Here is a 12,371-nt window from a genome sequence, read left to right as displayed (position 1 = left end):
GTGGGTGCCGACCGTTGGTCGGCACAACGGCATGCATCGTCGCGCCTGATCGCGCACAATCGGGCCATGCACCCGACCCGCACCGCCCTGATGCTCTCGGCCTGCCTGCTGCTGGCCGCCTGCGCCTCCACGCCGCAGGAAACCCGCAACCCGCTCGCCACCTGGGTGCCGTCACCCAACCAGAACGCGCGCACGCCGGTCATCATCGTCATTCACCACACCGAGCAGAAATCGGTGCAGCAGAGCCTGCGTACGCTGCGCACCGCCAACAGCGGTGGGCCGGTCAGTGCGCACTACCTGATCGGTGCCGATGGCCATCGCTACCAGCTGGTCGCCGATGAGCGCCGTGCCTGGCACGCCGGCGCCGGGCGCTGGGGCACCATCACCGATCTCAACTCGGCCTCGATCGGCATCGAGCTCGACAACGATGGCCGCAGTCCGTTCAGTGCGGCGCAGATCGAATCGCTGATCGTGCTGCTGCGCGATCTCACCACCCGCCTGAACATTCCGCCGCGCCAGGTGATCGGCCACGCCGACCTGGCGCCGACGCGCAAGCAGGACCCGAGCCGGTTCTTCCCGTGGCAACAGCTGGCCGAGGCCGGTTTCGGCGTCTGGCCGCGCGCGGCCGACGGGGCTGCGCCGGAAGGCTTCGACGCGTGGAATGCGCTGGCCCGCTTCGGCTATCCGCTGGACAACCGCGACGCCACCGTCGCTGCCTTCCACCGCCGTTTCCGTGGCCGCGACGACCTGCCGAAGACGCTGGATGCCGAGGATGCCCGCATCCTGCACTCACTTCTGCTGCAGATGCCCTGAACACTTCTGATTGTCGCGGCTTGCCGCCTGACGACCTGCACGACACCATGGCGGCATGACCGAATCCGCCTCCTTCTCCACGCACAAGCACTGGGCACTGCTTGCCATCGTTCTGCTCGCCGGCTGCGCCACCACGGGTACTGGCCCCGAAGCGCCGGCTGCAGCCAAGCCGGCTGCCGCTACCTACGCCAAGGTCGACTGGAAAACGCTGCCAGCGGTCTCCGATGCCGACCTGCGGGCCGGCTTCGTTGCCTGGCGCAGTAGCTGCACCCGCCTGAAGAACGATGCGGTCTGGGCAAAATCCTGCACCACCGCCGCGGCGGTTTCAGACAAGGACCCGGCCGCGATCCGCCAGTTCCTGCAGCGTGACCTCGATGTCTATGCGCTGCGTGCTGGGGGCCATCAGGCCGACGGGCTGATTACCGGCTACTACGAGCCGATCTACACCGGCAGCCTCACCCGCACGGCCGCTGCCACCGTACCGGTTTACGGCACGCCGAATGATCTGATCGTGGTGCAGCTGGACAGCGTCTACCCGGAACTGAAGGGCAAGCGCCTGCGCGGTCGCCTCGACGGCAAGGTGCTCAAGCCCTATGACGACGCCGGCACCATCGCGGCCAAGGGCGCCAAAGCCCCGGTGCTGGCCTGGCTGACCGATCCGATGGACCTGCAGCTGCTGCAGATCCAGGGGTCGGGCCGGGTACGCCTCGCTGACGGCACGCAGGTGCGGCTGGCCTATGCCGAGCAGAATGGCCACCCGTATCGCGCCATCGGTCGCTGGCTGGTCGACCAGGGCCAGCTGAAGAAGGAAGACGTCACCATGGACGCGATCCGCGCCTGGGCACGGGCCAACCCCGCGCGCGTACCGGAACTGCTGCGCAGCAACCCCAGCTACGTGTTCTTCGTGCGCAACCCTGACAGCCCGGAAGGGCCACGGGGTTCACTGAACGTGCCGCTCACCGCCGGCTACAGCGTGGCGGTGGATCGCACCGTGGTGCCACTGGGCAGCCTGCTGTGGCTGTCCACCACGCGCCCGGACGGCAGCCCAGTGGTGCGCCCGGTAGCCGCACAGGACACCGGCGGTGCCATCGCCGGTGAAGTGCGCGCCGACCTGTACTGGGGCAGCGGCGATGCCGCCGGCAAGCTGGCTGGCGACATGAAGCAGAAGGGCAATATCTGGATGCTGTGGCCAAAGGGCGTGGCCTTGCCGAACTGAACCGGCAGGGGTCGGATCCCTTTCCGCAGGGAAGGGTTCTGACCCCCGGATGCCTGATAATGGCGCCATTCCGAACTTTCCGGCCGCGCCTGCGGCCAGGACCCCTGCAATGACCTACGCAAAGCACAACGCAAAACCCGGCGCGAAATCCGCCGCAAAGAAGTACTACAAGCACTGGGCCGAATCGGGCCTGGGCAAGGGCAACGTGCTGATGGAAGCCCGTGGCGAGAAGATCGTGCGCCAAGTGGAGATCTACGGCACCAGGATGGTCTGGGCCGACGAGCATGCCCACAGCGATGACCGCTTCCTGCTGGCCGACCAGCCGGTGTCGTTCCTGGATTTCGACGAGGACGACGAAATCTCCGCGCGTGAATTCGAAGCCGCCTGGAAGAAGGCACGGGAAGCCACCGGTTACCCGGTGTAATCCCCCCCCCCGGCACCCGCCCTTGTAGCGCCGAGCCTTGCTCAACGCTGCAAAAGTGGGCATGTGAAATGTTATACGATTACATTTCACCGTAACCGCCCCTTCCCATGAAGACTCCCACCCTGGTGGCCGCCCTCGCGGCCGCACCGTTCGCCCCTGAAGCTTTCGCGCAGTCGGCCGACGCCGCGCTCACCCTCGGCAAGGTGCAGGTACACCAGCACGGCGAAGGCCAGCTCAGTGCGCACCAGGTGCTGACCTCGGTGGACGTCCTGGGTGCAGACCAGATCGAAAACCGCAACGTCTCGCACAGCTGGGAACTGCTCGGGCAGATGCCCGGCATCCAGCTCACCGAAACCCGGCAGGGCGCCGAATCGGGCAAGGTCAGCTTCCGCGCCTTCAACGGCGAGGGTTACCTCAATGCCATCAAGACGCTGATCGATGGCATCCCCAGCAACGTCAACAGCGGCAACCAGCGCTTCATCGACATGCTGTTCCCGCTGGACATCAGCTACATCGAAGTGGTGCGCGGTACCAACGACCCTCGCTATGGCCTGCACAACATCGGCGGCAACGTGAACTTCGGTACGCGCCAGGGTGGCAGCTACACCGATGCGCGCCTGGCCTACGGCAGCTACAACACCCGTGATGCGCAGCTGGCGGTTGGCCGCGAAGCCAATGGCTTCGCGCAGAATTATTTCGTCGGCACCCAGGCCAGCGATGGCTACCGCGACCACGACACCTCGAAGAAGTACTCGCTGGGTGGCAAGTGGTTCTTCGGCTCGCTTGACGAAGGACTGCGCGTGGGCCTGACCGCGCGCGCCTACCACCATCAGGCCGACGAACCGGGCTTCATGACCGCCGATGAACTGCGTACGCACCGCCGTAGCAGCGAGCTGCGCAACGGCAACGACGGTGATGACCGCGACATGCGCCAGCTTGCCGCGCACCTGGACATGAAACTGTCCGACGCACTCACCTTTGGCACGCGGCTGTACTACAACCGCTACGAAGACGATCGCCGCGTGACCTTCAGCAACCTGCCCACCGGCAACCTCCCGCGCCAGCGCCGCGTGTGGGACGAGCGGCAGCATGGCCTGCTCAGCACGCTCACCTGGCAGGCCAGCCCCGCGCTTACTGTCGAGGGCGGCCTGAACTACGAGCAGCAGGACAACGGCTACATCCGCGAGCGCTACGCCTACGCCGAACCCACTGATTTCAGCCGGCCACCGGCACGGGTGCAGAACAATGATCGGCACAGCTTCGACAACTGGGGCGCCTATGTGCAGGCCGTCTACCAGCCCGTCGAGGCCTGGAAGATCGTGCCGGCCTACCGCGTGGACCGTTTCAGCGGCCGCACGCACCTGATGAACGGCGTCAGCGGCCGCCTGCAGGATTACAGCAGCATCGGCCAGCCCAAGCTGAGCGTCATCCACAGTCTGGGCCAGACCACCCACGTGTACGCGAACTGGGGCCGCACCTTCCAGGTGCTGACTGGCTCCACCGCACCGGCCTACCTCACCCCGGGGCAGGCGCCCATGCAGCCGTCCACCAACACCGGCATGGAGCTGGGCCTGAAGTTCCAACCGTTCGCGGGCAGCCAGGCGCGCCTGGCGGTGTGGCAGCAGGATGCGGAAAACGAGGTGTCCAACATGCCGGCCACCGGCACTACGGTCACCCTGGGCAAGACCCGCCGGCGCGGCGTGGATGCGCAGTTGAGCCTGCAGTTGGGCGACGACTGGACGGTATGGGCGTCGCACGCCTACCAGGAAGCGAAGATCACCCGCGACGACCGCGATGCCAGCATTTCCCTGCAGGGCCGCGAAGTGGCCGCCACGCCGCGCCATATCAGCAACCTGGGTCTGGACTACCGCGCCACGGATGCGCTGCGGCTGGGCCTGCAGGCGCGTGCACAGGGCGATTACTACCTTGAGGAGCGCAACGTGGCCGGCAAGTTCGGTGGCTTCGCCGTGCTCGACCTCAGCGCGGCCTACCAGCTCACCCCGCGCTTCAGCGTGGACCTGCAACTGAAGAACGTCACCGGCCGCGAGTACGCCTACGCCTGGTACGACAGCTTCTTCTGGGACAGCGCGCGCCCGATGTTCTCTCCGGCCCCGGCGCGCAGCGTGTTCGTCGGCCTCAACATGAAGCTGTGACCGGCCACGCATCTGGTAGTGGTCGAGCTTGCTCGACCTGCAGCAGGGGTCAGAGCCCTTTCCTGGCGGAAAGGGATCCGACCCCGAACCCCGCGTTTTGCACTACATTGGTGCAATGTCCGACCCCACACCCTCGCCGTCTCTCGATGCCCTGGGCACGCCGCTGGCCTGGGCCGGGGCTGATGGCTGCATTGCCGGTTGCAATCCGGCCTTTGCCCGCTGGCTGGGCGTCAGCGCCCGGCGCCTGCTGGGTCGGCCGCTGGTCGCTCTGGAAGTGCAGGGCGAGGCGCTGGCCCATTTCCTGGCCCGCGATGAGCGCGACAGCCTGCGCCTGAACCGGTTGGCGCTGGCGGTGCCCGGCGAGGCACCGCGCTTCGCCGAGGGCTGGATGAGCCGCCGCGACGATGGTGGCTGGCTGCTGGAGGCGCACCCGGTCGATGAATTCCCCGGGCTGGACCCGACCCAGGCGCTGCCCAGCGCGCTTAGCGCGGCGCTGAAGGGGCTGGCCCACGAGCTGCGCAATCCGCTGGCCGGGCTGAAGGGCGCCGCCCAGCTGCTGGCCCGCCGCGCCGTCCAGCGCGATGCCAGCGAGCGCGAACTGATCGAGCTGATCGGCTCGGAGATCGAACGCCTCAACGGCCTGCTCGACCAGTTGCTGTCGCCGGCCCCGGCCGCACCGCATGCCGAACTGAACATCCATGCCGCGCTGGAGCGCGTGCTGCGCCTGGCCGAGAACGAGGCCGGCTGGGCGGTACGCCTGCAGCGCGACTACGACCCCAGCATTCCCGAATTCCACGGTGACGCCGACCGCCTCACCCAGGCGGTGTGGAACCTGGTGCGCAATGCGATCCAGGCCGGTGCCGGCAGCATCACCCTGCGCACTCGCGTGGAACATGGCGTGCGCATTGCCGAACAGCTGCACACGCTGGCGTTGCGCCTGGAAATCGCCGACGACGGCCGTGGCGTTCCCGAGGAACTGGCCGAGCACCTGTTCCTGCCGCTGGTCAGTGGCCGCGCCGAAGGCACTGGGCTGGGCCTGGCGCTGGCCCAGCAGGTGGCACGCGAGCATCGCGGCACGCTGACCTACCGCTCGCGCCCGGGCCATACCGTGTTCACCCTGCTGCTGCCGATCATCAACGGTACCGCCCCGTCCGAGGAGGCCACGCGCAATGTCTGAGTCTTCTTCGTCCCCACAGCGCATCTGGGTGGTCGATGACGATCGAGCCGTACGCTTCGTGCTGTGTACCGCGCTGCGCGAAGCGGGCTACCAGGTCGTCGATTTCGACAGCGCCGCGCCCGCCCTGCAGGCCTTGAGCGAGGGCCCGCCACCGGCGCTGCTGTTCACCGATGTGCGCATGCCGGGCGATGACGGCCTGGTGCTGCTGGACAAGCTCAAGGCCGCACTGCCGCAACTGCCGGTGGTGGTGATGTCGGCCTATACCGACGTAGCCAGCACCGCGGGCGCGTTCCGCGGTGGCGCGCATGAATTCCTGTCCAAACCGTTCGACCTGGACGATGCGGTGGCGCTGGCGCAGCGCGTGCTGCCGGCAGTGGCACCGGCACTGGCAGCGCCCACGCCGGCGGCGGAAACGCACGGCGATCAACCGCCGCAGCTGGTGGGCGATGCCCCGCCGATGCGCGCGCTGTTCCGCGCCATCGGTCGCCTGGCGCAGGCGCCGCTGGCGGTGCTGATCACCGGCGAGACCGGCACCGGCAAGGAACTGGTGGCCAACGCGCTGCATCGTGAATCACCGCGAGCGCAGGGGCCGTTCGTCGCGCTCAATACCGCCGCGATTCCGGCCGAGCTGCTGGAAAGCGAGTTGTTCGGCCACGAAGCCGGCGCCTTCACCGGTGCGCAGCGCCGCCACATCGGTCGCTTCGAGCAGGCCGACGGTGGCACGCTGTTCCTGGATGAAATCGGCGACATGCCGTTGCCGTTGCAGACCCGCCTGCTGCGTGTGCTGGCACAGGGCGAGTTCTTCCGCGTCGGTGGCCGCGAGCTGATCCGCGTCGATGTGCGCGTGGTCGCCGCCACCCACCAGGATCTGGAAGGCCTGGTTGCACTGGGAAAGTTCCGCGCCGATCTGCTGCACCGCCTGGACGTGGTGCGCCTGCAGCTGCCGCCGTTGCGCGAACGCCGCGAGGACATCGCGCAACTGGCCAGTACCTTCCTGGCCGCCGCTGCACGCAAGCTGGATACGCCGCCGAAGCGATTGACCGCCGCCGCCCTGCAGGCGCTGCGCGAGCATGATTGGCCAGGCAACGTGCGTGAACTGGAGAACGTGTGCTGGCGGATGGCCGCGCTGGCCGCCGCGGACACCATCGGCGTGGCCGATGTCGATACCGCGCTGAACCGCGCGCGGGGCCGCCGCGGCAGCAGCAACAGTGCCGATCCAGGGCAGTGGGAGGCGATGCTGTCGGAATGGGCACGCCGGCAGCTGGGTGAAGGGGTGGAAGGGTTGCACGCGCAGGTGCGCGAGCGGGTCGACCATGCCCTGCTGGAGGCCGCGCTGCAGATCACCCACGGCCGCCGCGCCGAAGCTGCTGCCCGCCTGGGCCTCGGCCGCAATACCCTTACCCGCAAGCTGGGCGCCGGGCGCCGCCGCGGGGGCCATTGAACGGCCCCTGCACGCGATCCTCGCGCCCGCTTGCCGAACCGTTGATCGTTCATGGACGATGCAATGCTTAGTGTCACCTGCAAGGAGTCTTCGATGCGCCTGTCCTTTGCCATCCTGCCGTTGTCCGCCGCCGTGCTGCTGTCTGCCTGTGGCAGTGCGCCGAAGAAGGCCGAGCCCACCCCGCCGCCGCCGACCGTGGTCAGCGCCGCCAAGCAGGCCGAGGCCAATCTGTCGCCGGCCTCGGCCAGCATCGTCAGTGGCCGCATCGCGCTGATGGTGGAGCCCGGTGGCATCCACATCACCGGCCTGATCGGTGGCCTGCAGCCGATGCAGCTGGCCGGCTTCCACATCCACGAGCGCGGCGACTGCAGTGCGGTGGATGCCAGCAGCGCCGGCAATCACTTCAATCCCGGTGGAGCTGCGCATGGCCGCGCCGGTACCGGCAAGCACCACCTGGGCGACATGGACAATCTGCGTGCCGACGCCCAGGGCCGCGCCAACGTCGATATCCACCTCAAGGGCGTTACCCTTGGCGGAGGCGCCGCCACCGATATCGCCGGACGTGCACTGGTCGTGCATGCCAACGCCGACGACTATCGCAGCCAGCCCGCCGGCAATGCCGGCGTCCGCATCGCCTGTGGCGTGATCCGGGTCGTCCGCTGATCACCGCAGGCTTCATCCAGGGAGAGATTCCAATGCGTATGATCCACACTTCGCTGTTCGCGGCCATCGCCGCGCTGGGCCTGGCGGCCTGCAACCAGCAACCGGCCGCGCCGCAGGCTGAAACCCCGCCGGCCGAGGGCGCCACCACCGAACCGGCGGCAACGCCGGAACCGGCCACCGCACCGGCTGCCGATGCTTCGGCAACGGCCGAGCTGGCACCGACCCAGGGCAACGAAACCAAGGGCAGCGTCACCTTCAAGGTGGTCGATGGCAAGGTCCACGTAACCGGCCAGGTCACGGGCCTGAAGCCGGGCAGCGAGCACGGCTTCCACATCCACGAGAAGGGCGACTGCAGCGCGCCGGACGGCATGAGCGCCGGTGGCCACTTCAATCCGGGCAAGCAGGACCACGGCAGCGTGGCCGCCGATCCGCACCACGGTGGCGACATGCCCAACATCAAGGCCGACGACAAGGGTGTGGCCACCATCGACGGCCCGGTGTCGAGCAACGTGAACATCGGCAAGGGTGATGACTTCGACATCATCGGCCGCGGCCTGATCGTCCACGCCGATGCGGATGACTACAAGACCCAACCGACCGGCAACGCCGGCGCGCGCCTGGCGTGTGCGGTGATCCAGAAGGCGCAGTAAGAGCGCTTTTGCTGGAAACGGAAAACGCCGGCAGAAGCCGGCGTTTTTCTTGATCGGTAGTGCCGGCCGCTGGCCGGCAATCGCAGATCCGGAGGTTGCCGGCCAGTGGCCGGCATTACCAACAAGAACAAGCCACCCGGATCAGCGCGCCAGCAGCTCGCGCGCGTCCTGGCCGGCCTCGCAGTGCACGAACAGCACCGGCACGCCGTGCGCTTCCAGCACCGCCGCCATCTGCCGCTGGCGCATCAGGAACTGCTCGTAGATGCCCTTCAAGCGATCGCAGTCGTTCTTGCCGTGGTTGTAGTGGGCGCACCAGCCGGCCGGGTCGAACAGTGCCATGCGCGCCTCGCCGTGCGTATAGCGCAGCAGCGGCTCGGGCGCAGCGTTGAGCCATTCGTCCTCGCCCGGCGCCATGATCGCGGTCTCGATCAGCGGCCACAGCGCCGCCAGGCCTTGATTGTCGTACTGCATCGACATCATCGCGGCCAGATCATTCACGGTGAAATAGCGCGCGTGTTCGATGCGGGCACCGAAGGTGTTCTGCGCCATCAACGCGGTGTCGGCATGGGCCATGCCGTTGGCCAGCAGTGTTTCTTCCAGCGCATTGGCCACCGCATTGGTGGTGGCCACGTCGCTGCCGGTCAACAGGAACGGCACCACGCGCAGGCCGCCACCCACCAGGCTGGCATCGGCCTGGAACGGCAGCGGCACATCACCGTTGGCGTCAGTACCGAAGGCCAGCAGGCGCGGTCCCTGGTTGCGGCCCGGTGCGCGCATCTGCAGCTCTTCCAGCCGGCGGTGGATCGGCCAGCCCGGGCGCAGTACTTCGGCCGGGTCGAAATGGGCGGCGGCGAACACCAGGTCCAGCTCGGCCACCTGCGGCACCAGCTTGGCCAGGTCACGGCCGACGCGTTCGGCCAGTTCACCGGCCTGATCGGCGCTGAGTACCGCCTGGCGGGGGATTTCGCCGCCGGCCAGTTCCAGGGCCAGCACGCCAAGGGCATTCATCGCGGGGTCGGGTTTGCTCATGGTTCCACGGTTGGCCCATCACAGGGCGGCAGCTACACTTGGCTCCATTATGCCTGCTCCGTCGTGCAGGCCATGTTGCAGACACCCTCATCCATGCCAGGTATCTCCATGCCCAACGCTCGTCCCGTCGCCATCCTCGGTGGCGTCCGCATCCCGTTCTGCCGCCAGAACACCGCGTATTCGGATGTCGGCAACCTCGGCATGTCGGTCCGTACGCTGGGCGCGCTGGTCGAACGTTTCGGCCTGCATGGCCAGCAGCTGGGCGAAGTGGCGATGGGTGCGGTGATCAAGCACTCCAGCGACTGGAACCTGGGCCGTGAAGCCACGCTGTCGTCCGGCCTGTCGCCGCTGACCCCGGGCATCACCCTGCAGCGCGCCTGCGGCACCTCGCTGGACAGCATCATCACTGTCGCCAACAAGATCGCGCTGGGCCAGATCGAATCGGGCATCGGCGGCGGTTCGGACACCACCTCCGACGTGCCGATCGTCTACGGCAAGAAGCTGCGTGCACGCCTGCTGGCCGCCAACCGTGCCAAGAGCACTGGCGACAAGATCCGCGCGCTGACCGCTGGCTTCAAGTTCTCCGAGCTCAAGCCCGAGTTCCCGGGCGTGGCCGAGCCGCGCACCGGCAAGAGCATGGGCGACCACTGCGAGGACATGGCCAAGGAATGGAACATCTCGCGCGACTCGCAGGACGAATGGGCGGTGTCCTCGCACAAGAAGCTGGCCGCAGCCTATGAGCGCGGTTTCTTCAACGATCTGATCGCACCGTTCCGTGGCGTCGAGCGCGACAACATCCTGCGTCCGGATACCTCGCTGGAAAAGCTGGCCACGCTGAAGCCGGCCTTCGACAAGGTCTCCGGCCGTGGCACGCTCACTGCGGCCAACTCCACCCCGCTGACCGACGGCGCCGCTGCGGTGCTGCTGGCCAGCGAAGAGTGGGCGCGTGCGCACGGCCATGAGCCGCAGGCCTACCTGCGCGACGCGCATGTCTCTGCGGTGGACTTCGTGCATGGCGAAGGCCTGCTGATGGCGCCGACCGTGGCGGTGCCGGAGATGCTCAAGCGCAACGGCCTGACCCTGCAGGACTTCGACATCTACGAGATCCACGAAGCCTTCGCCGCGCAGGTGCTGTGCACCCTGCGCGCGTGGGAGAGCGAGGATTACTGCCGCAACCGCCTGGGCCTGGATGCGCCGATGGGTCGCATCGACCCGGACAAGATCAACCTGCTGGGTTCGTCGCTGGCCACCGGCCACCCGTTCGCGGCGACGGGCGCACGCGTGATCGCCACGGCGGCCAAGCAGCTGGCCGAGCGCGGCGGTGGCCGCGCGCTGGTGTCGATCTGCACCGCCGGCGGCATGGGCGTAGTGGCGATCGTCGAGCGCTGATTGCCTCCATCGAACAACAAAAAAACGCCGCCCATCGGGCGGCGTCTTTTTTTGTCCGGTGGGTGCCGTTTTTTTTCCGGTGGGTGCCGACCGTTGGTCGGCACACCTCAGCGATGCTTATGGCAACCGCGGATTACCGAATTCGTCGCGCTCCTCGTTGGCGTCATACACCGGCGGCTGCACCGCGATCGGCTGTTCCTCCACCGTGGCACGCAGCGGAGTCTCGGTGCCGCGCACCAGTTCCACGCTGTCCTCGCCCCGCTGCAGGCGCAGCGCATTGGCCAGGCACTGCGCGGCCAGCGCGTGCTCGCCACGCTGTGCGAACAGCTCACCCAGCGCCTCCCATGCCGGGGCACCTGCGCCCGCGGCGATGGCCTCGTGCAGGAACGCATCGGCAGCATCCCACTGCTGCTGGGCCAGGGCGACGCGGCCCTGTGCCAGGCGCAGCGCGGCCGAGTCGTCATGCACGTTGCGCCAGCGTGCCAGATTGCTCTGGCGCGTGGCCAGGCGCTCGGCCGGCAGGCGGCCATACAGCGCCACCAGTTCATCGTCCCAGCGCTGGTCCAGCGCCTGTTCCAGCGCCAGCAGCGCCGGCTCATCCCAGTTCAGGGCCACCGCGCGGCTGGCATAGGCGCCCACCACGTCAGGGGTCGGCCGCAGCGCCTTCGGCGTGGCTTCCCACTGCGCGGCCAGCGCGTTGACGTCGGCCGCTTCCAGCAGCGCCTGTGCAGCCAGGCGGGCTTCCAGTTCGCTGTTCGCGTCGGCCGGAAGCACCTTGCTCTGGCGCAGTGCGCCCAGCTGGCCATACGCCTCGTGGGCGCGGCCGGCCTGTGCCAACGCTTCGGTGCGCAGCCACAGGCCGCGCGGCGGCAGCGGCTGGATTGCCGCTACGTCCAGGGCATTGATCGCATCCACGGGCAGATCGCGCGCCAGCAGCTGTTCGGCGCGCAGCAGCGCCTGCAGGGTGGCATCGCTTTCACCCAGGCGCTGCAGCAGCGCCTCGCCAGCGGGGCCATCGGCACGTGCCTGCGCACTGCGCACGGCATTGGCCAATGCCACCGCGCTCACTTCCGGGTCCTTGGCGGCGCCGTCCAGCAGCTTCTCGGCACGCTGCCACTGGCCATGCTCATAGGCCTGCAGGCCATCGATCAGGCGCACCCGGCCCTGCTTGCGGCGGTAGCGGCCCCAGGCACGGAACGGTGCGGCAATCAGGCTCCACAGCAGCCACAGCACCAGCACCGCGATCACCGACAGCAGCGCCACCTTCGGCAGGTTGCTGTGGTAGTCGTAGCCACCGTAGCGCAGGGTCACTTCGCCGAAGCGGTTCAGGTCATCGGCGCCGAGCCATTGTGCGGCCACCACGCCGATGGCCACGGCCAGCAACAGCACGACCAGTGATTGCAGGGGTTTCATGCG

11 protein-coding genes are annotated in these 12,371 nt (G+C 68.0%); 9 read left to right on the top strand and 2 right to left on the bottom strand.

Annotated elements, in window-relative coordinates; genetic code table 11:
- Positions 1-66 precede the first annotated feature (66 nt).
- From V3B30_RS12905 to V3B30_RS12870, 8 genes are all read left to right on the top strand, one after another.
- Positions 67-813, top strand: a complete 747-nt coding sequence (locus V3B30_RS12905; protein WP_087924112.1) for an N-acetylmuramoyl-L-alanine amidase — start codon at positions 67-69, stop codon at positions 811-813.
- Between the two features lie 55 nt (positions 814-868).
- A complete protein-coding gene (locus V3B30_RS12900; RefSeq protein ID WP_262084061.1) occupies positions 869-2,029 on the top strand; it encodes an MltA domain-containing protein in 1,161 nt (386 codons plus the stop codon).
- Between the two features lie 109 nt (positions 2,030-2,138).
- On the top strand, positions 2,139-2,453 hold the full coding sequence (locus V3B30_RS12895) for a hypothetical protein (RefSeq protein WP_021204073.1): 315 nt from the start codon (positions 2,139-2,141) through the stop codon (positions 2,451-2,453).
- Between the two features lie 107 nt (positions 2,454-2,560).
- Positions 2,561-4,606, top strand: a complete 2,046-nt coding sequence (locus V3B30_RS12890) for a TonB-dependent receptor (RefSeq protein ID WP_262084060.1) — start codon at positions 2,561-2,563, stop codon at positions 4,604-4,606.
- Between the two features lie 115 nt (positions 4,607-4,721).
- Positions 4,722-5,783, top strand: a complete 1,062-nt coding sequence (locus V3B30_RS12885; protein WP_100475020.1) for an ATP-binding protein — start codon at positions 4,722-4,724, stop codon at positions 5,781-5,783.
- The gene (ntrC, locus tag V3B30_RS12880; protein WP_262084058.1) at positions 5,776-7,224 is read left to right on the top strand and encodes a nitrogen regulation protein NR(I); all 1,449 of its coding nucleotides are present in this window, start codon (positions 5,776-5,778) and stop codon (positions 7,222-7,224) included. The genes V3B30_RS12885 and ntrC overlap by 8 nt, the downstream gene beginning before the upstream one ends.
- A gap of 93 nt (positions 7,225-7,317) precedes the next feature.
- Positions 7,318-7,887 carry a superoxide dismutase family protein gene (locus V3B30_RS12875; protein ID WP_087921124.1) on the top strand — a complete coding sequence of 190 codons (570 nt, stop codon included), beginning with the start codon at positions 7,318-7,320 and terminating at the stop codon, positions 7,885-7,887.
- Positions 7,888-7,919: 32 nt separating this feature from the next.
- The gene (locus V3B30_RS12870; protein ID WP_262084056.1) at positions 7,920-8,537 is read left to right on the top strand and encodes a superoxide dismutase family protein; all 618 of its coding nucleotides are present in this window, start codon (positions 7,920-7,922) and stop codon (positions 8,535-8,537) included.
- Positions 8,538-8,678: 141 nt separating this feature from the next.
- Here V3B30_RS12870 and V3B30_RS12865 read toward each other — a convergent pair whose 3' ends face one another.
- Entirely contained in the window at positions 8,679-9,566 is an 888-nt protein-coding gene (locus tag V3B30_RS12865) for a hypothetical protein (RefSeq protein ID WP_262084055.1), read from the bottom strand.
- A gap of 93 nt (positions 9,567-9,659) precedes the next feature.
- Between V3B30_RS12865 and V3B30_RS12860 the strand changes: the two genes are divergently transcribed.
- On the top strand, positions 9,660-10,955 hold the full coding sequence (locus tag V3B30_RS12860; RefSeq protein ID WP_029550824.1) for an acetyl-CoA C-acetyltransferase: 1,296 nt from the start codon (positions 9,660-9,662) through the stop codon (positions 10,953-10,955).
- Positions 10,956-11,072: 117 nt separating this feature from the next.
- Here V3B30_RS12860 and V3B30_RS12855 read toward each other — a convergent pair whose 3' ends face one another.
- Entirely contained in the window at positions 11,073-12,368 is a 1,296-nt protein-coding gene (locus tag V3B30_RS12855; RefSeq protein ID WP_262084054.1) for a heme biosynthesis HemY N-terminal domain-containing protein, read from the bottom strand.
- Between the last annotated feature and the right edge of the window lie 3 nt (positions 12,369-12,371).

The sequence above is a fragment of the Stenotrophomonas sp. SMYL41 genome, from assembly GCF_036319965.1.
In the GTDB taxonomy this organism is placed as follows: Bacteria; Pseudomonadota; Gammaproteobacteria; order Xanthomonadales; family Xanthomonadaceae; genus Stenotrophomonas; species Stenotrophomonas maltophilia_R.
The sequence above is the reverse complement of the archived record's forward strand: the minus strand, read 5'-3'. Positions and strand labels throughout refer to the sequence as shown.

Excerpts from the sequence above, each read along its gene's own strand:
- V3B30_RS12860 (WP_029550824.1), top strand. The coding sequence starts at position 9,660 with ATGCCAGGTATCTCCATGCCCAACGCTCGTCCCGTCGCCATCCTCGGT.
- V3B30_RS12885 (WP_100475020.1), top strand. The coding sequence starts at position 4,722 with ATGTCCGACCCCACACCCTCGCCGTCTCTCGATGCCCTGGGCACGCCG.
- V3B30_RS12905 (WP_087924112.1), top strand. The coding sequence starts at position 67 with ATGCACCCGACCCGCACCGCCCTGATGCTCTCGGCCTGCCTGCTGCTG.
- ntrC (WP_262084058.1), top strand. The coding sequence starts at position 5,776 with ATGTCTGAGTCTTCTTCGTCCCCACAGCGCATCTGGGTGGTCGATGAC.
- V3B30_RS12870 (WP_262084056.1), top strand. The coding sequence starts at position 7,920 with ATGCGTATGATCCACACTTCGCTGTTCGCGGCCATCGCCGCGCTGGGC.
- V3B30_RS12890 (WP_262084060.1), top strand. The coding sequence starts at position 2,561 with ATGAAGACTCCCACCCTGGTGGCCGCCCTCGCGGCCGCACCGTTCGCC.
- V3B30_RS12900 (WP_262084061.1), top strand. The coding sequence starts at position 869 with ATGACCGAATCCGCCTCCTTCTCCACGCACAAGCACTGGGCACTGCTT.
- V3B30_RS12895 (WP_021204073.1), top strand. The coding sequence starts at position 2,139 with ATGACCTACGCAAAGCACAACGCAAAACCCGGCGCGAAATCCGCCGCA.
- V3B30_RS12865 (WP_262084055.1), bottom strand. The coding sequence starts at position 9,566 with ATGAGCAAACCCGACCCCGCGATGAATGCCCTTGGCGTGCTGGCCCTG.
- V3B30_RS12875 (WP_087921124.1), top strand. The coding sequence starts at position 7,318 with ATGCGCCTGTCCTTTGCCATCCTGCCGTTGTCCGCCGCCGTGCTGCTG.
- V3B30_RS12855 (WP_262084054.1), bottom strand. The coding sequence starts at position 12,368 with ATGAAACCCCTGCAATCACTGGTCGTGCTGTTGCTGGCCGTGGCCATC.